Origin of the sequence: Streptomyces sp. NBC_01549, from assembly GCF_026339955.1 — a bacterium.
Taxonomy (GTDB): domain Bacteria; phylum Actinomycetota; class Actinomycetes; order Streptomycetales; family Streptomycetaceae; genus Streptomyces.
Genome location: NZ_JAPEPW010000001.1, coordinates 185,234 through 207,936, shown reverse-complemented (window position 1 = coordinate 207,936; position 22,703 = coordinate 185,234). Strand labels below are relative to the sequence as shown.

Annotated in this window: 12 protein-coding genes and 1 pseudogene; 12 read left to right on the top strand and 1 reads right to left on the bottom strand. The window is 72.5% G+C overall.

The genetic code is table 11. The annotated features are described in order from the left end of the window. Positions 1 to 84 precede the first annotated feature (84 nt). Positions 85 to 261 (bottom strand): annotated as a pseudogene (locus tag OG819_RS00840) (GNAT family N-acetyltransferase); the annotation flags it as partial. A gap of 186 nt (positions 262 to 447) precedes the next feature. Between OG819_RS00840 and OG819_RS00835 the strand changes: the two are divergent. The 12 genes from OG819_RS00835 (at position 448) to OG819_RS00780 (ending at position 22,611) form a co-directional block, all read left to right on the top strand. Next, a complete protein-coding gene (locus OG819_RS00835; protein WP_266630158.1) occupies positions 448 to 1,794 on the top strand; it encodes a radical SAM protein in 1,347 nt (448 codons plus the stop codon). A gap of 311 nt (positions 1,795 to 2,105) precedes the next feature. Further along, entirely contained in the window at positions 2,106 to 3,629 is a 1,524-nt protein-coding gene (locus OG819_RS00830) for a cellulose-binding domain-containing protein (protein ID WP_266647477.1), read from the top strand. A gap of 392 nt (positions 3,630 to 4,021) precedes the next feature. Continuing rightward, a complete protein-coding gene (locus OG819_RS00825) occupies positions 4,022 to 4,738 on the top strand; it encodes a Crp/Fnr family transcriptional regulator (protein ID WP_266652514.1) in 717 nt (238 codons plus the stop codon). 110 nt (positions 4,739 to 4,848) lie between these two features. After that, positions 4,849 to 5,697, top strand: a complete 849-nt coding sequence (locus OG819_RS00820) for a hypothetical protein (protein WP_266647475.1) — start codon at positions 4,849 to 4,851, stop codon at positions 5,695 to 5,697. A gap of 5 nt (positions 5,698 to 5,702) precedes the next feature. Beyond that, entirely contained in the window at positions 5,703 to 8,213 is a 2,511-nt protein-coding gene (locus OG819_RS00815; RefSeq protein ID WP_266647473.1) for a hypothetical protein, read from the top strand. Then, positions 8,206 to 9,303, top strand: a complete 1,098-nt coding sequence (locus tag OG819_RS00810) for a hypothetical protein (protein WP_266647472.1) — start codon at positions 8,206 to 8,208, stop codon at positions 9,301 to 9,303. The genes OG819_RS00815 and OG819_RS00810 overlap by 8 nt, the downstream gene beginning before the upstream one ends. Then, on the top strand, positions 9,300 to 9,848 hold the full coding sequence (locus OG819_RS00805) for a Pycsar system effector family protein (protein ID WP_266647471.1): 549 nt from the start codon (positions 9,300 to 9,302) through the stop codon (positions 9,846 to 9,848). Before OG819_RS00810 ends, OG819_RS00805 begins: the two co-directional genes overlap by 4 nt. Before the next feature lie 70 nt (positions 9,849 to 9,918). Then, a complete protein-coding gene (locus OG819_RS00800; RefSeq protein WP_266647470.1) occupies positions 9,919 to 12,234 on the top strand; it encodes a VWA domain-containing protein in 2,316 nt (771 codons plus the stop codon). Positions 12,235 to 12,370: 136 nt separating this feature from the next. After that, positions 12,371 to 15,847 carry a tubulin-like doman-containing protein gene (locus tag OG819_RS00795; RefSeq protein ID WP_266647469.1) on the top strand — a complete coding sequence of 1,159 codons (3,477 nt, stop codon included), beginning with the start codon at positions 12,371 to 12,373 and terminating at the stop codon, positions 15,845 to 15,847. After that, positions 15,844 to 18,402, top strand: coding sequence for a hypothetical protein (locus OG819_RS00790; protein WP_266647468.1), 2,559 nt, complete (start codon positions 15,844 to 15,846; stop codon positions 18,400 to 18,402). Before OG819_RS00795 ends, OG819_RS00790 begins: the two co-directional genes overlap by 4 nt. A gap of 58 nt (positions 18,403 to 18,460) precedes the next feature. After that, positions 18,461 to 20,584, top strand: coding sequence for a hypothetical protein (locus OG819_RS00785; RefSeq protein WP_266647466.1), 2,124 nt, complete (start codon positions 18,461 to 18,463; stop codon positions 20,582 to 20,584). Next, on the top strand, positions 20,581 to 22,611 hold the full coding sequence (locus OG819_RS00780) for a hypothetical protein (protein ID WP_266630183.1): 2,031 nt from the start codon (positions 20,581 to 20,583) through the stop codon (positions 22,609 to 22,611). Before OG819_RS00785 ends, OG819_RS00780 begins: the two co-directional genes overlap by 4 nt. Positions 22,612 to 22,703 lie beyond the last annotated feature (92 nt).

Genomic DNA, 22,703 nt, shown 5'->3' with positions numbered 1-22,703 from the left:
GCCCCGGCCGCGCTCATCGTGTCGGTCCCGTTTACGGCCTCTGTCGCGCGGGCGATCAACAAGCTCAAGCAGTTCAGAGCCATGTACGGCGGCAAACACCTGCGCCTGCTCCGGCCCGACCACCTCGATCCGCACGCCTGGGTTCTTCACCGGCTCCGTGAGGTCGCGGCGCAGCGGCGTCCACGGCTCGTCGGCGTTCCAGCCGTCCTCGAACAGCAGATCTTGGACCAGCGCATCCACCGGCGCCTCGATGTTCGCCTGGTACGAGGTCGGGGTGTTCGAGCAGGAGTGCCGTCACCGCCTGGCCGCCGGACGTGGCTCTTCCCGTACGCGTCGCGCGGCGCGAGGGGACCCGGCACGGCCGGCGCGCAGGCAGGGGCATACCGTGAGGAGTCGAGCACGGAGACTTGAACGAGTCGGGAACAAGTCGGGAGCGAGGAGAACGGGATGGTCGGCAGCCGCACCGCGTTGGTCGAGGATCTGATGGAGCGGTTCCCGCACGTACCGCGGGAGGCTGTCTTCAAAGAGGACCTGCTCCGCGGAGGTGTGGCCTTCGACGAGTCGGCGCTCTCCGACAACGAGGACGGTGACGTCAAGCCGAAGTCGTACTTCATCTTCTCCTTCGACCACGGCACCCTGCCCGAGCTCGGCGAGGCCGCGCTGCGACGCCCGCCCGAGGAGATCATCCTCACGGGCGGGCCGTACGACCTGCGGCGCACGGTGGTGTCCGTACGCGTCAACCCCGCCTCGCCCTATCGCGTCGCCGCCGACGAAGAGGGGGTGCTCGGGCTCTACCTCGACGGGAAGCGCATCGCCGACGTCGGCGTGCCGCCGATGCCCGAGTACTACCGGCACACGCTCTCCAACGGGAAGTCCGTGATGGAGGTCGCCCCGACCATCCAGTGGGGCTACCTGATCTACCTCACCGTCTTCCGCGTCTGCCAGTACTTCGGCGCCAAGGAGGAGTGCCAGTACTGCGACATCAACCACAACTGGCGCCAGCACAAGGCGGCGGGGCGCCCGTACACCGGAGTGAAGGACGTCGAGGAGGTCCTCGAAGCCCTCGAGATCATCGACCGGTACGACACGGCGAAGGCCTCCACCGCGTACACCCTCACCGGCGGCGCGATCACCTCGAAGCTTCAGGGGCGCGACGAGGCCGACTTCTACGGGCACTACGCCAAGGCCATCGAGGAGCGCTTCCCGGGGCGGTGGATCGGCAAGGTCGTCGCGCAGGCGTTGCCGCGCGACGACGTGCAGCGGTTCAAGGACTACGGGGTGCAGATCTACCACCCCAACTACGAGGTGTGGGACCGGCGGCTCTTCGAGCTGTACTGCCCGGGCAAGGAGCGCTACGTCGGCAGGGACGAGTGGCACCGGCGCATCCTCGACTCGGCGGAGGTCTTCGGCGCGCGCAATGTGATCCCCAACTTCGTGGCGGGCGTGGAGATGGCCGAGCCGTTCGGCTTCACGACCGTCGACGAGGCCATCGCCTCCACCACCGAGGGCCTGCGCTTCTTCATGTCGCACGGCATCACGCCCCGCTTCACCACCTGGTGCCCGGAGCCCACGACGCCGCTCGGCAAGGCCAACCCCCAGGGCGCGCCGCTGGAGTACCACATCCGGCTGCTGGAGGCCTACCGCTCCACCATGGAGGACTTCGGCCTGTCCTCCCCGCCTGGATACGGGCCGCCCGGACCCGGCCACGCGGTCTTCTCGGTGAGCTCCTTCATGGACAGCCTCCCGGCGCGGGACCCCGCGGTGGCGGAAGCGGCCGGAACGAAGGCTCCGTAGGGCCGAAGAGTTCGCGGCGCCGGGGGCCGAAGGTTCAGAAAAAGTCGGCCGCGATGATACGTACCGGCCTCCCTTCCGTATCACCTTCCATGCGGCGGGAGGGAGGCTGCGCACGCTCGGACGAACGGGCGCCGCAACCGCTTGCCGTGATAATTGAATACCTCGCTTGTCAGTTGTGTGGAAAGCGTGAAAGGCTCGGGCCCCGTCGTTGTGACGGTGCTCAACTCCCTTGTACAGAGCGTGAGTTGACGGTCACGTTGTCAGACGTTTCTTGACGTTGCACCTGGAAGCAGTTGATGCAGGAGCCCCCCATGCCCGACCTGCCGACCCCCCAGAACGCCGCCGAGGCCGCACTGCTCTCGGAGTGCTGGGACGCGGTCCTGTCGTACGCCGATCTGTGTACGTCCGGTTCGGCCGCGGCCACACAGCTGGCGACCGAGGCGTTCACGCACGGCATCGGCGAGCTGCGCGCCGCAACCGCGGCATCGAAGAGTACCGGTACCGGACGCAGGGCGCTCAGGCTGCCCCGAATTCCGCTGCTGCTCGCCTCGGTCCGTTTCGTGGCCGCCACCTGGGAGGCGAACGGGCTCGGCCACCGGCTCGACCCCGACCTGCGCCTGTGGCTCCACTCGGACAAGGCCGCCCGCTACATCGGACCGCCGCTGCACCGCCCGCTCGCGCTGCGCGGCCTCAGGGACATGCAGGAGCCGGACGCCGTGCTGCTGTGGCTGGCCGAGGTCGAGTCGCTGCCGCTGCCCGCGGTGGCCCGTCGGCTCGGTCTCGACCCGGCGGCCGCGTCCATCGAACTCGCCCAGGTGCGGGCGCTGTTCCGGGACCGCTGCCACCGAAACCACCTCGACACCCCGATGGACGCCCACTGCCGCAGCTACGCGCGGCTCCTCGACGCGGTGACCCGCTCACCCACCGCCGAGACGCCTGACGACCTCTCCCAGCACATGGCGCGTTGCGTCGAGTGCGCGGAGGCCGCCGCCTGTCTGAGGCTGCACGGTGGCGGGCTGCCCGCGGCGCTCTCGAGCGGTGTGATCGGCTGGGGCGGCCTCGCGTATCTGGAACGGCGGCGCCGGGCCGCCGAGGCCGGCATGATCGGCGGTCGCACGGACGCGGCCGTGGACACGGGGCTGAACGAGGGCAAGCCGGTCCGGCCCCGGATCGGCCGGACCGGGATCCTGGTCGCGGCCGTCCTCGTGTCCGGGCTGGCGCTCACGGTCTCGCTGATGCCCTTCGGCGGCTCGAAGGCCGGTGGCGCGGCCGCCGCGCAGGACGAGTCGACGGACGGGCAGACCGTGGCGGACCCGGGCCCCTCCTTCCCCTCGGGGTCGGTTTCGGGATCGAAGCCGAAGTCGGGGTCGGGGTCGAAGTCGGGGTCGTCGGGCTCGCCCACGGTGGCGGACTCGACCTCACGGCCGGCGGGCAACTCCGATCAGGAGGCCCAGGGCAAGTCCTCGTCGCCCGCCAAGAAGCAGGGCGGGGTGACCGGCTCCACGAAGAGCGCCCCGCCCGACTGTCAGGTGAAGTACGAGATCGTCGGCCAGTGGCCGGACGGCTTCCAGGCCACGGTCACCGTCACCTCCACCAAGGCCCTCGCCACCTGGAGCCTCGGCTGGACCTTCAAGGACGGTCAGCACGTGAGTCAGATGTGGGACGGCACCTTCGTCCAGGACGACTCCCACGTCACGGCCACCGCCGCCGACTACAACAAGACGGTCGCCGCGAACGCCACCTTCACCTTCGGCTTCCTCGGCTCCTGGAGTGGCTCCAACTCGGCCGCGCGCGACTTCACCCTCAACAAGGCCAGTTGCGCGACCGTCGGCTGAGCCTTCGGCCGACCGGTGTGACGCTCGAAGACGCCGACACCGTCCCCTCACTCCGCCACCACCTCGCCACCACCCCTTTGGCGGCGGAAACCTGATTTTTCGCCAAGTCCGCCGCTCCGGCCGGTCCCCGCATCGTGGGGGCCGGCCGTTCGCGTACCGGTCCTGACCTCAAAGTCGTCGGTGGGGCGGGAGCCGGGACCGACGGTTCGGCCGCGGTCACGGCCGTGGGGGCGTCACGAGGGGCGGCCTCCCCCGGGCGACCCACCTGGCACTTCGGCACTTACCGGCCAGTACTGCCGATCTGGCGTAATTCGCTCGTCTCAATGCCTCGCTCTGTCACCATCAACGCCTCTGAAAAGTCAGGCGGCACGATTGCGGCGGGGGGCGTGGCCATGGGGCTGCTCGGCAATGAGCTGGCTTTCGCGCGCGCTCTGACCGCTCAGGAGCGCGAGAGCGTGATGGCTCTCGGCAGCCGGAAGAACTATGCGGCCGATGCCCATCTTCTGACGGAGGGCGACCGGTCCAGTCACGTCCTGATCGTCATTCAGGGCTGGGTGACCGTCTCCGTGGCGACGGACCGGGGTGCCACCCGGCTGATACTCGGTCTGCGCGGTCCCGGTGAACTGCTCGGCGAGATGGCGGCCCTGGACCCGCATCCCCGCAGCGCCACCGTACGCGCGCTGGGTCCGACCGAGGTCCAGGTCATATCCGGGGACGCCTTCCGCCGTTTCCTCGCCCTGCACCCCCGCGTCAGCGGTCTGGTGATACGCCAGCTCACCTTCCGGCTGCGCAGCGCCGACCAGGAGCGGTCCGCGCTCGCCTCGCTCACCGTGCTGCAACGGCTGGCCAGTCGGCTCACCGAACTGTCGAGAGCCGAGCCGTCCGGCCCCTACAACCCGGCTGCACCGGGCGCCACACACGCCGATGCCGGCATCGTCGTCCAACTGGCCCAGGACGAGCTGGCCGCCACCATCGGTGCGACCCGGGAAGCCGTCGCCAAGGCACTGAAGCTGCTGCGGACACAGCAGGTCGTGCGTACCGGCAACCGGATGGTGGAAATCCTCGACCCCGAACTGCTCGCCCTCCTCGCGGACGGCCATCAGGAGTAAACCCACGCCTTGTCGTGTGTAAACGGCTACAGACGGCCTTCGTCCCGGGCCCGACGCTGAGGGGGACGGCAAGTGGAGAGAACAAGGGGGCACGGGTGGACCACGGCGCGATGGATCTCACCGAAGCACGCTACGAGTTGGTGATCAGCGTCGACGCCCGGCGTTCCGGGGAGTACGACGACGTCGACAAGCAGCGCATGCGCGAGCGGATCTACCGGGTGCTGGAAACGGCTTTCACCCACGCCAAGGTGGCGCGGGACGCCGTACACATGGAGGACCGGGGCGACGGTGTGCTGCTGTCGGTGGCTGGCCGGATCGCGGTGACCCGGCTGCTCGGCCTGTGGATGATCGAGGTGCACGAGACGCTGCGGGACGAGAACCGCGGCCTGTGCGTCCCCCTGGGGCTTCGGGTGGGCATGCACGTCGGGCCTGTCCGGCACGACGTCCGGGGCATCAGCGGGCGCGCGGTGGACCTCGCCTGCCGACTGGCCGACGCTCCCCTCGCCCGGCGGCTGCTGGACGCCGAGCGGGCCGATCTCGTGCTGGTGACCTCCCAGTCGCTGTACGAGGACGTGGTCAGCAGCGGCGGCAAGTTCATCGAGCCCGCGCACTACTCCTCCGCCCGCCTGGAGCTCAAGGAGGGCGAGGTCACCGCCTGGTTCCACCTTCCCGGTCGGCCCGCTCCGGAGATCCCCGCCGCACCGGTACCTCCTGCCGCACCGGCCGGTGATCCGCCACCCACCGCGGACACGGCCGCCGGTCACGCCGATGACGTCGAGGAAGTCCAGGAAGTCCAGGAGTTCTCGGACTTCCAGGACGCCAAGGGTGACGACCCGGCCGACGCCCCCGGTGCCCGGTACACCGTCCACGGCGACATGTCGCAGCACCACGACAACGTCTACCAGCAGCCCGTGCACATCGGGCGGATCACCGGCGACGCCGGCCGACGGAAGGGCTGATCGCAGTGACCGACGATCAGCAGGCGGGCGGCGCCGCCGAGCCCGCACCCCAGAAGGGGGCCGAGGCCCGTTCGCCCGAGGCCGACGGGAGGGCCAGGAACGAACCGCCCCGTGCCGACGGGGACAAGGCCGACGGCGACGAGGTCGCCGCCGGGAACGACGCCCCGGAAGGGGGCGACGTCGAGCAGGACCAGATGGCGGAACACGAGCGCGCCGCGGGGCGGTTCAAGGAGCACACCCGCGACCCGCTCGCCGAGGAGCAGGGCGAGGACGGGACCACCGACCTCGCCGCCGCCTCGCGGGCCCGCCGCGCCACCCGGATGCTGTTCGACACCGGCCGGGACCTGAACAGCTTCGACCGCTCGTTCTTCCAGAGCGCCCACATCGGCGACATCCATCTGCGGATGGACGCCCGCCACTCCGGCGCGGGGATGCGCGGCGGCCCCGTGCCCGACGAGGAACTGCGCAGGCTCCGCCGCGTCCACGTGGAACCGCAGGGATACGTACAGCTGCGCAAGGCCCTCAACACGCGTCGGCTGCTGGTGCTCGGCGCCGCCCCCGGCACCGGACGCACCAGCACCGCGCTCTCGCTCCTTGACGAGGTCACCGGCCCCGCGGCGGACGCCACGGGCACGGAGCCCGTGGCCGGATCCCGGGTGCGCCGGGTCGATCCGGACGGCGGGGTACGGCAGTTGACGCGCTCCCTGGCCGGCGAGAGCGAGGAGGCACGGCGCGGCACCGGGTACCTGCTGGAACTCCCCCTCACCGGACCCGTCGCGCCGCCCCCGGACGAGATGGATCTGGACGGGCTCGCCGCGGCCCTGGCCGGGTGCGAGGCGTACGCGGTGGTCGTCGTCACGGTCGGGTCGGCGGCGAACCCGCTGCTGGCCGGCCGGTACGGCAGGCTCTGCCCGCCCGCGCCCACCCAGGAACTGCTCACCACCCGGTTACGGGAGCGGCTGGAGGAGCATGTCGCCGCCGCCCCGGACGGCGGTGTCCGGCTGGAGGACCTGCTCGCCGGGGCGGAGGAACTGGCGCTCCGCCAGGACGTCAAGGACGCGGTCGGGCTGAAGGATCTGCGCCCCGCCGAGGCCGAGTTGCTCGCCTCGCTGCTGGCCGGACACCAACTGGGGGAGGTCTCCCGGGACGAACTGCTGGCCGGTTGCCGGAGCCTCGCCGCCGACCAGGCCCAGGAGTGGTTCGCCGGAGTGGACCGGGCGCTGACGGCGCCTCCCGCCGAGCCGGAGGGCGGCGCGGGCCGGCCGGGTACGGCGGCCCTGTTCCACCCGGTGGCGTTCCGTATCGCCCTCGCCGTACTGGGCGGGGCCTCGCACAGCGCCGTGGCCGCCGCCGCCCATCTGCTGACCTGGGAGCTGTCCGTACAGTGCGATCCGGACCACACCCCGGCCCGCCCTCTGTTCTGCGACGACCCGGAAGCCGATCTCGCGCTCTCACGCGCCGAACTGACCGACGGCCGGATCGAGGTGGCCGGCACCGAGGTCCCGGCCCGGCTGATCTGGTACCGGGGTTCCGCGCTGCCCTCCGCGGTGCTGACCGAGATCTGGGACCGGCACTTCCCCGTCCGGGCGCCGATCGTGCGCTGGCTGCGGCTGCTCGCCGACGATCCGCGCCCCCAGGTGTGGATGCGCGCCGCGGTGGCCGCCGGGGAGCTGTGCGCACGGGACTTCGACCACGGATACGCGGAGCTGATCAGGCCGCTCGCCGAGGCGGCCACGCCCCGCCGGAGGATCTTCGCGGCCACCACGCTGGACCAGGCGGCCGGTCACGCGTCGCACCGCAAGGCGGTGCTCAAACTGGTCGACGACTGGAGCAGGTACGGGACGAAGTCGCTGCGCTGGACCGCGGCGATGGCACTGGGGTACGGGAACGCCGCGGACACGACGGACGACGCCCTGGACGCCCTGGCCCGGATCGGGGTCCGCGACGACGGGGAGCATCTGGCGGTCGCCTCGTTCAACGCCGTACGGCTGCTGGCGCTCCCGGACGGCGCCACGGTGCTGCGGCGGATGGCCGACTGGACCCACCACAAGCGCGAGGCGTACCAGGACCTCGGTCTGGTGACCACCGTCCGGCTCGCCCTCACCTCGGTGGACGAGGTGCTGCCCGACGAGCCCGACTCCCCGCTGGCGGACCGCCCCGACTGGCCGCTGCCGCTCGCCCTCGCCGTCATCCGTCCCGAACTCGTGCTCCCCACGGCCGACTTGATGTGGAGCGCACTGAGCACGGCGCGGTCGAAGGACGTGGCTCTGGACGCGCTGGAGTCCCTGCTGCGTTCGGGGGTGCGCAAGGACGGCACCGAAGGGACCCGGCCGGGGCTGGCGGCCCTGCTGCCCGCGCTGGTGACCAAGGAGAACGACCGACGGCGGCTGGACTGGCTGCTGCGCCGAATGATGAACGATCCGGAGAATCCGCTCCCCGACGCGCAGGCGCGCTCCCTGTGGTGGCTCGCCGTCCCGCCGAAGGAGAGGACGGGCGAGGAGGACAGCCATGGCTGAGGACCAGGACGCGAGGGCGAAGGCGAGGGAGCGGCTGAGGGCTCGGAAGGCGGCCGCGGGGCCCGCGGGCCCGTTCCTGCGGGAGTACACGCCGACCGGCGGGTTCCCGCAGGTGAGCGCCCAGAAGGCCTCGGTGCTGTTCTACCGCAACGGCGGCTACAGCGTGGTCACCGTCTCCGGTGTCCAGCACGTCGACAAGCGGGCGCTGGCGCGGCCGTACACCATCTGCGAGATCGCGCTCGGCACCTTTGTGACCACACTTCAGATGGAGCTGCCCGCCGCCGGCGGCACCACCTTCTTCAAGGCCGAGGTGGACATCCACTGGACCGTGACCGATCCCCATCTGGTCGCCACCGAGGTCGTCACCGATGTCGCCCAGCGGCTCACCGCCCCGGTGCTGGAGCGGCTGCGCGAGGTGTCGTCGGCCTACCGGGTGACCCAGGCCGAACAGGCCGACCGCGCCATCACCCTGGAGTGCGCCGGCGCGCGCTGGGCCGAGCTGGGCACCGAACTCGGCCTGCGGGTGCGGCTGTACGTCCGCCTGCGGGTGGACGACCGGACGATCGAGCACATGGACGGCATCCGGGACGCGCACGCCTCGGCGGAGGTGACCCGGGTGCATCAGGCCGGGTTCCGCAAGATGCTGCAGGGCGGTGAGCTGGAACAGCTCAGCTACATGCTGGCGGCCGAGCCGGAGGCGGCCAAGGACTTCCTGGAGAAGATCCGCCAGGAGGGGCGGCAGGACGAGAAGGAACGCGTCGACCGGCTCTTCGCCATGGTCGCCAGCGGTCAGATCCAGTCCAACGACGTGGAGACACAGGCCCTGAACCTCCTCAACCAGGGCCGCCACCCCCTGCAGGGGCCCATCGGCTCGCTGCCTGCCCGCCGCGAGACCCCGCAGCTGGCCCCGGCCGCCGACGAGCCATTCACTCCGGACTGGGTGGCGGACGAACCGCCCTCCCGGGCGGACCGGGGACCACGCGCGAGAGAGCCCTACCCGGGCGACCCCCAGGACGCCGAACCCGAACCGCCGCGCCGCCGCACACGCTCCCAGGACGACGGATGGTCCTGGGCGGAGGAGGACCGGTGACCGGCGACGGCCCGGCGCGCACCTCCTGCGACCCGGTCGGGCCCGTGCAGGACGGGGGTCCGCACGGGTCCGACCGGGGGGAGCGCATCGCCGAACGACTGCTGAGCACGGTCAGGGAGGACCTCGGCCGGGCCGACGCGAAGGCGGCCGTACTGCTCTCCGGAACGCTGGCGCTGCCCGCGTTCCTGATCGGGCGGCACGGCCCACTCGACTGGCGCGGGCTCGCCGACGTGACGCTGATCCTCGCCGGTGTGCTCTGGGTGGTCGCGGTGACCGCGCTGGTCGGGGCGCTCATGCCACGTACTCGCACGGTCCGCGGCCGGGACGGGGTGACGTTCTTCGGCGACCTGCTGGCTCCCCGCGATCTCGCGGGGCTGTCCGCCGGGGTCACCGAGGCCGGACGTGATCCCGCCGGATGGCTGCTCGTCCAGGCCGTGGACGTCAGCTCGATCCTGTCCGCCAAGTACCGGGCCATCCGCTGGGGAGTGGGCTCGCTCGCCCCTTCGACGGTGCTGGCCCTGGCCTGGAGTCTGACCGCCCGCTGACACGCGGCACACCACTCGACACACCGCACGCACTCGACGCAGAGACGAACCAAGAAGCTGGGGGACGGCCGTGGGAAGCATCACGGGAAGACGGCAGGCAGGAAGGGGGCGGGCGCGGCGCGCCGCGGGCCACGCGCTCGGCGGCATGGCGGTGCTGGTGTCCCTGCTGGCATCCGCCGGTCAGGATCAGGTGCCGGCGGCGGCTTCCGCACCCGCCTTCCCGGCGGTCAACTACTCCATCGCCGTGGACGAGTCCGCCAGCCTCGCACCCGAGGACATGAAGGCCGAGAAGGCCGCCGCCGCGCGGATCGCGCTGGGCGACGTCTCCTCGTCCTCCCACGCCACGGTCTTCGGGTTCGCCGCCGCCGAGTCCGACTCCCAGCGCGCGGTGGACCCGGTGTGCCCGCGGACCACGCTGGACGCCGCGGGCCGCGAGACCATCGGCGCCTGCGTCGGCAAGCTGCGCAGCCGCACGAAGAACGAGGGCACCGGCACCGACTTCCCGAGCGCGATACGCCAGGGAGTGCACGACCTCACCACCGGCACCGACCCGTCGGGGCCCCGCGTGCTGTTCCTCCTCACCGACGGGAAGCTGGACGTCCAGGACACCCCCAAGTACGGCGACCCCGCGCACCGCAAGGACGAGGGCGAACGCCAGCTGACGCAGGAGCTCGAGAACGCCGCCGCCCAGCACGTCCAGATCTGGCCGCTCGGCTTCGGGTCCGACTCCGACAAGGCGCAGCTCGAACGGATCGCGGCCGGCGGATACCAGAAGGGCTGCGTCGAACTGCCCTCCGCCCGCCCCACCGCGGGCAAGGTCTCCGGGGCGAAGGACGTCGGCCCCATGCTGGAGAAGATCTTCGCCGCCGCCCACTGCCTGCGCCACGAAGAGGGACCCAGCAAGCGGCCGCCGGCCACGGTGGAGATCGGCATCTCGCCGCTGGCGACCGTGGGCAGCATCGTCGTCGACAAGGGCGACCCCCAGGTGAAGATCACCTACCTCGACCCCAACGGCCATCAGGTCCCCACCACGGGGACGTACCGCAGGTCGAGCTTCGAGCTGGCGGGCGGCAGCGGCACCGTCGAGGCCCTGAAGATCGTCGACCCGGTGCCCGGCACCTGGCGCGTGAAGGCCGAGGCCCCGGAGGGCCACCGCTCCCGGCCCGTCGCCGTCAGCGTGCTGTGGCAGGGGGAGTTGCGCGGCGCCATCACCATGGACCCGCCGTCCCCGCAGGCCGGCGACAAGGTCACGGTGACCATGCGTCTGCAGACCCGCGAGGGCTACGAGATCAAGGACGCACGTGACTATGAGGGGCTGCGCGTCAGCAGTGAACTGACCGGCCACGGTTTCGACCCTGAGGCGCTGCGCCTCACCGACGACGGCCAGGGGTCCGACTCCAAGGCGAGCGACGGCTCCTTCACCGGTTCCGTCGAGATCCCCAAGAGCGCCGACGGCGCGCTGAAGGTGAGCGGCACGCTGACGGCCTCGGGGCTGAGCGCTGACACCCGCAGCGAGAGCGGCCAGATCGCGCCCGGAACACTGCCCGTCACCACCACGCTCGAACTGCCCACCGCGAACACCCACCCCGGCTCCACGGTCACCGGCACACTGGCCCTCCACAACACCAGCGACACCCCGCACACCCTGCGGCTGTCCGTCGCCGACCTCAAGGCCGGGCTGCTCACCGTCACCCCGGCCGAGATCCAGGTGAAGCCCGGCGAGTCCGGAACCCGGAAGGTCACGGTCGAAGTCGCCCCCCGCGACCTCTTCGGCGACCGCCTCGGTGACGGCGGGCTGCGACTCGGCGGCACCGTCACCGTCGTCGACACCACCGACCACGACCGGACGCTGATGCGCACCCCGCTCTCGGTGCGGGTCACACCCGAGCCCGGCATCTGGGCGAAGTACTGGTGGGCGTTCGTGTCCGCCGTCGCGCTGATCGCGCTGATCACCGCGGCGGTCCTCGCCTGGCTGCGCCAGCGCCGCGTCCGCAGGGACCCTTTCGGCCTGGTGCTGCGGCTGGTCTCCGCGGAGGGCGACGTCCTCGGCGAGCACCTCGCCGGACACGGACACAAGCAGTGGTACGAGTTCGCCGTCGTCGAACCCCACCGCAGCCCACGCATCGAGCGGCGCGCGCACGGCCCGTACGCCGTCCAGCGCAGCCCCGAGGGCGGGGCGGTCCTGCGCAAGCGCGGCGGCGGCCGGACCCCGCTGCCCGCCCGCGGCCAGGTCCAGTTGACCGAGACGCTGAGCCTCGCCCTCGGCGAGGACACCCGTGCCTCGAAGGTCCGCCGACCGCGGCCCTCCACCCGCACGACCGCGAGCTCCACCACCTCCGCGACCGGTACCGGGGAGAGCGGGAGCTCGTACGGGTCGTACCTGTGACGCCAGGGGCGGCCCGAGGTGCCACCGGGCCGCCCCCGCGCACCGCACCGCGGCGCGGCCGCCGTACCGCGCGCACTCCACGGACGTACCGAGCACGAACCGGCCGCCGCGACGGCCGCAAGCGGGGAGGAAACCCATGAAGATCTTCCAGCCGATGCTCTTCGTCGGCCTGGGCGGCACCGGTGGCCTGGTCGGCGCCGAACTCGAACGCAAACTCCGCGCCGAGCTGTGCGGACCGGACGGCGTCGCGCTCAGCCACCTGAGCGGACACGCCCCCTACCAGCTGCCCGACTGCCTCCAGTTCGTGTACGCGGACTACAGCGAGTCCGACCTTCAGCGGTTGCCCCAGTTCAACGTGGACCCCTCGCTGCGGGCCGCGTACGCCCGTACCTCCCGGGCCACCCACAACCTGCTGCCGAACTTCGACGCGTCACCGGAACTGACCAAGATGCTCCGGGCGAGCCTGCGCGACGAGGTCGCCGACTGGCTGCCGCCGCGCATCGACGAACCGAAGGTCACCCCGCTGCACAACGGCGCGGGCCAGCTGCCCACCGTCGGACGCGCCGCCCTCTTCGCCACGCTCCGGCACAGCCTCGCCCCCGTCCTCGAACCGCTGCTCCAGGCGATCGACGCCATCGCCAAGTCGGCCGGTGAACTGGCCGAGCTCGGCGGCGGCAAGGTCAACGGCTGCGATGTGTTCGTCGCCTTCTCGGTGGCCGGCGGCACCGGAGCGGGGATCTTCCTCGACTATCTGCACCTGATCAACCACGCCTTCCAGCTGCGCCGCTTCGACGGCGTGAAGATCTACCCGCTGGTCGTGATGCCGTCCTCGTTCTCCTCGGCGGGCGGCGGCGGACGGGAGGCGGAGCTCAACGCGGCCCGGGCGCTGGTCGATCTGTTCCGGCTGGTCGACGCGCAGAACGCGCCGAGCGAGGGAACGGAGATCGGCGACCTCGACCTCGACCTCGACTCCGGGCTCGGCATCCGCTACCCGGGCACGACACCGATCCGCCTGCGCACCGGCATCCTGCCCACGGCCTTCCTGTTCAGCCCGACCGCGGGCATCCGCCAGGACGACCTGCGCCGCTCCATCGTCTCCCTGGTGATGTCGCTGATCGGCACCGAACTGGGCGACAGCCGCCCCCGGGGCCGGGCGACGGCGACCGACGACGACTTCCAGACCTTCGCCGCGAGCTTCATCAACCGGGGTGTGCACCGCAGCGCCGTGTCCCCCACCGGCATCGGCCGACAGGGCGTCTCCACCAGCCTGGTCGCCTCCATGACAGCCCCCATGGACCAACTGGCCGACCTGGTGGCGGGCCGGCTGCTGCGGGAGGCGGTCACCGATCTCGTGGAGCGGCCGCGCGCCGTGCTGCGGGACGGCGCGGTGCCGCTGATCCGGCAGCTTTTCGCCGACTCCCACCTCGAAGAGCTGTGGGAACGCGCCCAGTTGGCCGTCCCGGAACCCGATCCGCTGCCGCGCGGCGGCAAGGCCATCGAGCAGGCGCTCGGCGAACGGATCACGGACATGCAGCGGCTGCTGTCCGACCTCCAGTCCATCGCCGACCGGCAGGCTGCCTCGATGGCCGACCGTTTCGCCCCGCGCCCCGCCATCGACAAACTCCTCCAGACCGTCGACCCCTTCCTCGCCGAACGTATCGTCAGAGGCGTCCCGGGCAGCGACGAACCGATCGCCCGGCTCGGCTTCCTCGGCATGCTCGACAGCCGCTCCCGCGCCCCCCAGCGCCCGCAGGGCGTGACCGATCAGCCGCCCAAGACCCCCAGGATCAAGGGCCGGCTGGCCGGCATGTCACCGGCCCGCTGGGGCGACGACGACGTGCAGGCGGCGCTCCAGGAACAGGACCGCTGGTACCAGTGGCGCAGCCGGACCGTGTGGCACGAGGCCTGGCGGGAACAGCAGCAGCAGTGGCAGCCCCCGGCCGGCACCGCCGGGGCCGACCTCGGACGCCTGGTCAACGCCTTCCGCAAACACTCCGACCAGGAACGCAAGGTCTCGGCGCAGAAGGGCCTCGAACTGTACGAGGACCGCACCGGAATCTCGTATCTGCTGCCGCCGCAGCGCACCCTCAACCACTTCTACGAGGACCTGGTCACCCGGCTGATCCGCCGGGAGGGAATGCGCGAGAACGACGACGAGGCCGCGCTCCTGCTCAGGATGATCGACGGGGACACCTGGCGCGAGGTCCACACACTCAGCCGCCGCAATCCGGACAACGCGGTCGCGGTCGTCAAGGCACAGCTGGAGGGCCGCATCACCCGACTGTTCGCGGAGAGCGGCGAACACCTGGAGGAACGCCCGCTGCTGCCCGCCATGGGGACCCTGCTGGCCGCCGCGGCGGGCGACGCGGACGCCGCCGACCAGGTCAGCAAGGAGGCGCTCGACCTGTTCGGCCGCAAGCTGACCGGGCTGCTGCCGGTGGGCTTCACGCCGGAGGGCACCGGACCGCTGCGGGTCCTGGTCACCCACCCGCGCGTGCAGGCCGTGGAGGAGGTGCAGGAGTACCTCGGCAAGGCGCTGCGGCTGCCGTCCGACGCCAAGAACTCCGTGGAGTACCGGGGAGTGGAGAGCGACTCCGTCACCGTGGTTCTCTTCCGCAGCGAGATGAGCCTCACCCAGGTGCCCGAAGCCCGCAAGGTGCTGCGCCAGTGGGCCAGGGCGAAGGACTCCGAGCAGGCCCAGGACGTGCTGCGCTGGCGGCAGCGGCTCGGCTACCGGGACAGCTGGATGGTGAGCAGCGAGGAGGACCGCCGCGTCATCCTGCACCGGCTGCTGTGCTGCATGTGGAACGGCCAGGTCGACGTCGTGGACGGCGAGTCGGCGTCGCCGGAACGGCTGCGGCTGCGGCTGTTCCCCGAGAAGGGCGCCCATGTGCCCGGCGTCCGGCTGCGGCTGGGGGACTTCCCCGGCGGGGTGTCGAGCTGGGCGGAGCTGCTGCGCAGTTACGAACGCTGGACCGTCCTCGACGACGAACGGACCGTGGAGGACTACTGCCGTGAACTGATGGGGGCTCAGCCGCTGGGTCTGGCCAGGAGCGCGAGCGAACCGCATCCGCTCTTCGTCGAACTCGTCGAGAAGACCGCCCCGCGTCAGCTGGAGCTGCTGGCCGACCGCCGGGAGCGGGGCGGCGAGCGGGTCGAGGGATGGGTGCGCCCGCTGTGGGAGTTCTGGGCGAAGACACTGCCGGCCGCGCTGGACACCGAGTTCGGGGACCAGCGCGCCGTCCAGCCGACCTTGCGCACGCTGCTGGAGCACGTACGCGGCGGAACTCCCGAGCCACGCGTCCGCAAGGAGTTCCCCGAACCCCGGCGTGCCGAGCCCGATGACGACGACTGGGGCACCGCACCGCGCACCTCCTTCGACAAGTACCCGAGCGGCACCGAGGAACGTCCGCGCCGCGCGTCCGTGGACGACTACGACAACGGGTACGACGGGTACGACGCCGGCCGCGGTGATCGGGGTGACCGCGTGGATCGGGGCCCCGGCGGCACCGACCGGCCCACGGTGCCCTGGGACGAGCCCGGTGACACCGGCCCGTACGGCGACGACGGCGAGCGCTCCCGCCGCAACCCCTGGGACGGTGACCCGGAGTGAAGACGTCCGAAGACCTCGGCACCGTCATCCAGCTCGACCTGCGCAGCGGCGCGGCGGAACTCGACACCGCCAAGGCCCTGCGGACCAGTGTCGCCCGGCAGTTGGGGCGGGCCGGGCTGCCCGAACCCGACGACCCGCTGTTCCTGGTGGTCGACACCCCGGCCGGGCTGACCGACCACCAGCGGCAGTACGAACTGCTCACCGCCTACCGGGCCGTGGGCGAGATCAGGATCCTGGTCCTGCTGGTGGGCAGCGCACCCGGTTCGTACGCCGGAGAGGACGAGGCCTTCCAGCCGGACCGGCGCCTGGTGCGCCCCGCGGTGCTGCGGGCCTCGGGCACCGCCCTGCTGTGGGCGGGCGATCTGCGCTCCGCGCGCACGGCGCTGGAACAGCCCGAGCCCGACGCCCCGGAGGCGCTCGCCGTCCTGGTGGACGTGCTGTCGGTCCCGGACGTGTACCTGAAGGTCCTCGACGGCCTCGGAGCGCTGCCCGACGCCGTCGCCGCGCCCGGGGTACGGCTGCTGGAGCAGGATCTGCCGCTGGAGGTGCGCGACCGGGCCTGGCGCGACGCGCTCCTCAGGTTCGCGGGCGAGGACACCGAACTCGCCCCCGACCTGCTGGCGACCGCCTCCTCCGGCGCCGACCTGCCGGAGCCGCTGCGGAGCCTGGTCGCGGGCCGGGGCGGTCGCGACCAACGGCACCGGGAGCCGGGCGGCATGGCGGACAGCACGTACCTCGCCTGCGCGCAGGCCCTCGACTACGCCGAGGACGCACTGGCCGCACTGCGGTCCCTGCCCGGGCTGTTGTGGGCCTCGCGCAGGCAGACGTTCGAGACGGACCTCGACCAGGCGCACCAGGCGCTCGGCGAGTACCGGGACCTCGTGGGCACGGCTCTGCGCGGCGGCGGCTCCGGCATGGCACCGTCGGCCGCCGAGGCGGCGGCCCGGCTCTCGGCCCTCGGACTGCGGGTGCCCTCGGCCGAGGGCATGGGGGAGCGGATCGGCGAGGGACTGCGCGAGTTCGCCGGAAAGCTGCTAGGACAGGGGCTCGCCCTGCGGTCCGTGGCCCAGCGCTTCACCGGGCTGGCCGGACGGGTGGAGCCCGTACCGGGTTCGGCACTGGTGCGCAAGCTCGCCGACCACTCCACCGAAGCGGTGTCCCGACGGCCGGCCATGGGCAGCGGCCCCGTGGCCACGGGGCGTGGCGCACTGCCCGCTGCGGCCCTGGCGGGACTGCTCGGCGCGCTGTGGCGGGGGCCTTTCGCGGCGCTGGCGATCGCCGTCCCGCTGGTCTTCCTCGCGGTGGCACTGCTCGGCGCGTCCCGGCTGCGGGGCGCGGGAGGTCCCGGCCCCTGGGGATGGGGCCCCCGGGCCGCGGCACTCGGCGGCGCCGCGGCCGGTGTGGCGGTGGCGTACGCGGTCGAGCCCCCGCTCTGGCTGAGCGCCGTCGGTCTCCTGGTGGGTCTCGGTGTCGCGGTGGAGACGGCACGCCGACTGTGGCGCACCGCGATCGACTCCTGGGCGGCCTTCCGCGCCACCACCGCGCTGCGCAAGGCCCTGGAGGGGTTGGACGCGCTGCTGGCCGAGGCGGTCCGTGAGCACTGGGCCGTCGAGGAGCGCCTGCACTGCGCCGACGCGGCCCGGTCCGTGGCCGGCATGCTGCGGGCGACGGCGGCCGCCGCGGCCGCCGAGGCGGTGCCCGAGCCCGAACGCCCCACGGTCACCGGCGCCTCCGGCACCGAGCCGCTGGACGCGGACGACTGGCTGACCAGCGCCTCGGTCCTGGAGACGGACACGTTCGCCGTGCCCGACGACGGGGACAGCGACTGGGCGAGCGCGTACGCCTGGCAGGACGGGGCCTCCTGGACCGAGCCCGTCGAGTCCGCGGAGGTCGGCGGCGCCGCCGACCCGTGGGCGGACCGCACCGCGGGGGTTCCGCGCTGGCTGGACCGCGAGAACGGGGAGGGCGGACCGGAGCTCGTCGCCGCCCTGGCCGGTGATCTGACGGACGCCGCCATGGTGGCGATGGAGCCCTACTGGGGTGCCGTCGAGCGTGGCCAGGCCGGCGCCCTCGCCGTCCGGCGCACCGAGGAACGGGTCCGCGACCTGCTCTCGACGGCCCGCCGCCACCTCCAGCACAACGGCGTACTGGCCCCGCCCCCGTTCGCCGCCGACCACCGCACCCGCGCGGGCTCGGCGAACCTGCTGGGCACCGACCCGCGCCGGGTGGCCGACCTGGTCGGCACGGAGGCGGACCGGCAGGCCGTGGTCCAGCTGTCCTCACCCGAACAGGGAACGGTGCTCAGCCGGGACCCGGCGGCCGCGGTGTGGATCAGGTTCGCACCGGAGGCCGTGCGCGACGAGGTCGAGAAGACCTGGCGGACCAGCGGCTGCGTACCGCCGGAGCAGACGCTGTGGACCTCGTCGGGACGGTACGCCGGGCTGGTCCGGCTCACCCCGCTGCGGATGGGCGTGGTGGACACCGTCCGCTCCCGCCAGAGCTCCCCGGCCGACGGCCTCGACCCGTACGACCACGAGGACGGCGACAGCTGGTGACCCGCACCCCGCATCCCCGCCCGGTGCACCCGTACGACCGAGAGGACGGCAACCGCTGGTGACCAGCACCTCGCACCCCCACCTGGCGGAGCCGGACGGTCCGCGGTGGAAGACGCTCGCGTTCGCCGTCCCCTCGGGCCGGCGCCGGGTCGCCCCCGTCCGCTTCGGCCCCGAGTCACGCCGCGATCCGCTGCTGCCCCAACTGATCCGCAACGGACTGCTCGACGACGAGGGGCACCAGTGCGTCCAGGTCCGCCTGAACGCCTCCGACGCGGCGAACCCGGCCGCGCGCGCCCTGCTCGACGCGGAGGCGGGCACCGCCCTGCAACTGCGCCGGGCGCTCGACGAAACGGAGTACGCGGCACTCTTCCCGAGGATCGTCGGCTACGAACTGGACGCGGCCGAGCCGTTCCTGCTGTACGCCGCGCCGCGCGGCGCCGCCATCGCGCGCACCCATGTGATGTCCGCGACCGACCAACGGGTCCTCACCCGTGACCTGATGCTCGCCCTGTGCCTGCTGGACAGCCAGGGTCTGGTGCTGCGCGGCATCTCGCCCGCCACCGTGCTCTGGGACGGCGCCTCGGTCCAGCTCTGGGGGCTGGAGGGAGCGGCCCGTACCGGACGGCCGAGGACCCGGTGGGGCCGGGCACCCTACTGCTCACCCGAACAACGCCGGGGCGAGGGGCTCGTCGACTCCCGGGACGCGGTGTGGAGCGCCGCCCAGGTGCTCTACCAGCTGGTGACCGGCCGGCCCGGCCCCGGCGACCGGGCACCCACCGACCTCGGCGAACACCGGGTGCTCGCGGAGACGTTACGGGGCGCCTTCGCCCCGCTGGCGGCCGACCGGCCGACCCCCGCCCAACTGCTCGACCTGCTGGCGCCGGGGGCCGCCCGGCGCGTCACGCTCACCGTGCCCGCCGACGACACGCGTGCGCACCGGGAGGCGTTCGAGCAGGCGCTGCACCTCAAACGGCAGGCACCCGTCGCCCACCAGGGGCCCGGGACACCGGCCGGGCGCAGCAGCGACGGCCAGGTGCTGTGCCCGTACTGCCTGGAGAACATCCAGCTCGACCTCGGCTCGCTCTTCGTCACCGACAGCAGGATGCAGTACAAGCCGCTGGACGTCTCGACGATCGGCAACGCCCTGCGCCGCCAGGACGTCATGCGCGGCGCCGTCCAGAAGTGCACCGCGGACCGGGACTTCCCCGAGCACTTCATCCCGGTGCCCTACCTCACCTACGGCCGTCCGCTGACCGTCGCGATGGTCGGCCAGTCGTCCACCGGCAAGAGCCATCTGCTGACCCAGATGATCGCGGAGATCACCGACGGCGGTCTGGAGCCGTTCGGCCTGAAATGGCAGTCCGTCAACCCGGAGCAGCACGCGCGGTTCGTACGGGAACGGGTGCAGCCGCTGCGCAACGGCAAGGTCCTCGACCACACCGGCGCCCTCGGCCTGGACGGCTTCGCCCGCTTCGTGGAGTCCCTCCTCATCACCGACGCCCACGGGCAGGTACGTCCGGTCGCCTTCTTCGACCTCGGCGGCGAGGACCTCGTACGGACCGACGCCGCGCTGCGCTTCCTGCTCGGGATCGACGCCCTGATCTTCGTCGTCGACCCCGCGCTCGCTCTTCCGCTGCCCCACTTGGACCACGCGAGGGAACGCTGGGGTGTCGAGGTGAACAGGGACGGCGACCTGGCCTTCGGCACCGTCCTGGACCGGCTGCCGAAGAACGGACCGTATCTGGACGTGGCCGCCGCGATGGTGCTCGGTAAGGCGGACCTCCTGCGGTTCCAGCCGCCCGTGGACCGGTGGCTCGGCCAGGCACCGGCCACCTCCCTCGACCCCGAACGGATGCGTGAGGAGAGCCGGGACGTGTACGGGCTGCTGCGCGGGCACGCGGGCCCGGCCTGGCTGCGCCCCTTCGACGCGATCCGCCGGTGCACCCTGCACGTCGCCTCGGCCACCGGTGGCCAGGAGGAGCAGGGCCGCTATCCGGCGGGGGCGGGTCCCCGGCGGGTGCTGGAGCCGCTGCTCGCGCTGCTGGCGCTGCACGGGATGGTCGACGTGCCGGGCGGCGCCGAGGCGTTCGCCGTGGGCGAGGCACCCGCGTTCGAAGCGGTGCCGTCGGGGAGGGCCGGACGAAGCGGGGGAGCGGTGGGAACGGTGAGGGAGACGAAGTGAGTGACTTCGGGGATCGGAGGAGTCCGGGCGCCCACGGGGAACAGGCCGGCGCGCACGGGCCGGGCGGTGGCGGCGCCGGGGGCTCGGTGCACCAGGTCGTCTTCCGGTGGGACGGCAACCAGGGCCGCCAGGGCACCGGCATGAAGGCCGTCGCCCACTCCTGCTCGGCCGAGCGTGCCGAGGAACTGGGCCGGGAGCTCGGCCCCTTGCTGTGGGTGTCCGGTACGTCACCCTCGCGGCCGAGCGTCGTACGCACCCTGTCCCGCGACGGTGCCGTCATGCTCGTCCAGCGCTGGCCCACCACCGACCGGGGCGGCCGGCCCAGCACGATCAGCCATGTCCTGATCGGTGACCCCGCGACCCTGAAGATCCGCCAGTGCCTCGGCCTCTCCTACGGCGGCTGGGGCAGCCGCGAGTCCGCGGAGAAGGCCTCCGGACGCCAGCGCGTGATCGAGTGCGCGCAGCTCGAGGCGCTGGCACGGAAGCGGCTCCAGGCCATGGTGGAGCTGCTGCCGACGGTCAAGCACGCGTTGATCCTGGTCGCCGCGGAGTGGCTGCGCGATCCGGCGCAGCGGGTGTCGCTGCTCGCGGAGGAGAAGGGGCAGCCCGGCTGGCCGGACCAGGACACCGTGCCGGTGGTGTATCTGGGGCTGTTCCTGCTCTTCGGGTCCTGGCTGGGCCACGAGTGGACGTTCGCCACCCACGACACGGTGGACACCCATCAACTGCGTCTGACGTGCGTCCCGCGCTGGGAGCCGGACGCGGGCGGGGCCGGTCCGCTGGCCCGGGTCATGGGCCGCAGGGTCACCCCCCGGTTCGAGCACAAGGCGGCGGCCCGACTGGTGGACCACCTCCTCGCGCACCCCGAGGCCGGCCCCGGTGTGCCCCAGCTGGTCAAGGAGCTCGGCGGCGGCGCGGAGCTGGAGTGGGCGCGGCGGCGCGTCCTGCTGAACGAGATCCTCAGCACCGACCGCCGACCCGGCCCGCGCGCCGACGCGCCCGCGCCGCGCTCCGCGGAGCCGGGCCCGGTCCGGGAAGGGGGCGAGGACCGGGAACGGGCCGAGGTGACGGCTCCGCCGCCCTCGAAGCCGTACGCGTATCCGGACCCGTATCTGGATCCGTATCCGGACTCCTACCCGGACCCGGATCCGGACCCGTACGCGGATCCGTATCCGGATTCTCATGTGGACCCGGCACCCGCGGGTCCCGCACCCGCGGGTCCTGGCTCGATGGCTCCTCCGCGGCCCCTCCATACGCCCGTCCACGGGGCGGTCGCACCCGTCGGCGGCCTTCCGCCGGACGCCGACGAGGTGTACGGACTCCACGAGGACCTCCGTGGCCATCAGCGCGGGGACCACATGCGACGCAGTCTGCTGGCGGCGCGACTGCGCGGCCTGCCCGACGAGTCGCTCCTCGGCGAGCTGCGCTCCGGCGATCTGCCGACGGAGTCGGTGGAACTCCTGCTGGACGAGCTGGGGAATGATCACCGCGTCCAGGGGCGCCGGCCGGAGATGCGGCACGAACTGTGCGCGGAGGTGCTCCACAACGGCCTGTACTTCACGCCGTACGGGCAGGCCCCGGAACCCGTTTCCCGGACGGCCATGGTCACCCGGGCGGCCGACCTCTTCACCTGGGCCGTCGCCCCGCTGGCCCGGGACGAACGCTATCTGCGCGATCTGCAGGAGCTGCTGCACCGCATGGCCCGGGACAGCCACCCCACCGGGGGCAACTGGCTCCGGCAGAGCATCGTCGCCCCGGCGGACGGCCGGGTCCCCGACCTGCCGCCGGTCCTGTGGCAGCAGATCCTGCGCGACGTGCTCAGCCGGAGCGAGCGAGCCCCCTCCGCCCCCCGGTCGCCCTACACCGTCCCAGCGCCCATGCCGACCCCGGAGCCCTCCGCCGGCCCGCCGAGACCCCCCACCCTCCTGGCCCGCCTCTCCGACCTGGCGAACAACCCCGGCTGCGTGATGGGAGCCGGCTTCGGCGTGATCGCCGTGCTCATCACCATCGTCCTGATCGCCTTGTGAACCCAGGCATGTCCAGGCTAAGGGCTGTCCCGTAATCCCCGGTGGATCAGCGCGCGGCGTCAGATGCGGTGCATCGCAAGGCGGAGGGTCGT